Origin of the sequence: Pseudomonas sp. SIMBA_068, assembly GCF_046534705.1 — a bacterium.
GTDB lineage: Bacteria > Pseudomonadota > Gammaproteobacteria > Pseudomonadales > Pseudomonadaceae > Aquipseudomonas > Aquipseudomonas putida.
The window spans coordinates 1-232 of sequence record NZ_JAWRYI010001782.1 but is presented as its reverse complement, the minus strand read 5'-3'; the positions used below and the strand labels follow the sequence as shown (position 1 = coordinate 232).

The 232-nt window shown below is 60.8% G+C and carries 1 pseudogene; it reads left to right on the top strand.

Annotation, left to right across the window (positions count from 1 at the left end):
* Positions 1–64: 64 nt before the first annotated feature.
* A pseudogene (locus SB756_RS35895) lies at positions 65–232 on the top strand (endonuclease III); the annotation flags it as partial.

Sequence of the window (232 nt, the reverse complement as noted above, 5' to 3'; positions counted from 1 at the left end):
GCCTTGTACAATCGCTTGCGTCCGGGCCCTGCCCACCCACGTCGTCAAGGAAAGCTCTGAATTCATGAATGCCGCCAAACGCCTGGAGATTTTTCGCAGGCTGCACGAAGACAATCCAGACCCGAAGACAGAACTGGCCTACACCACCCCGTTCGAGCTGCTGGTCGCCGTGACACTGTCCGCGCAATCCACCGACGTCGGCGTCAACAAGGCCACTGCCCGCCTGTTCCCC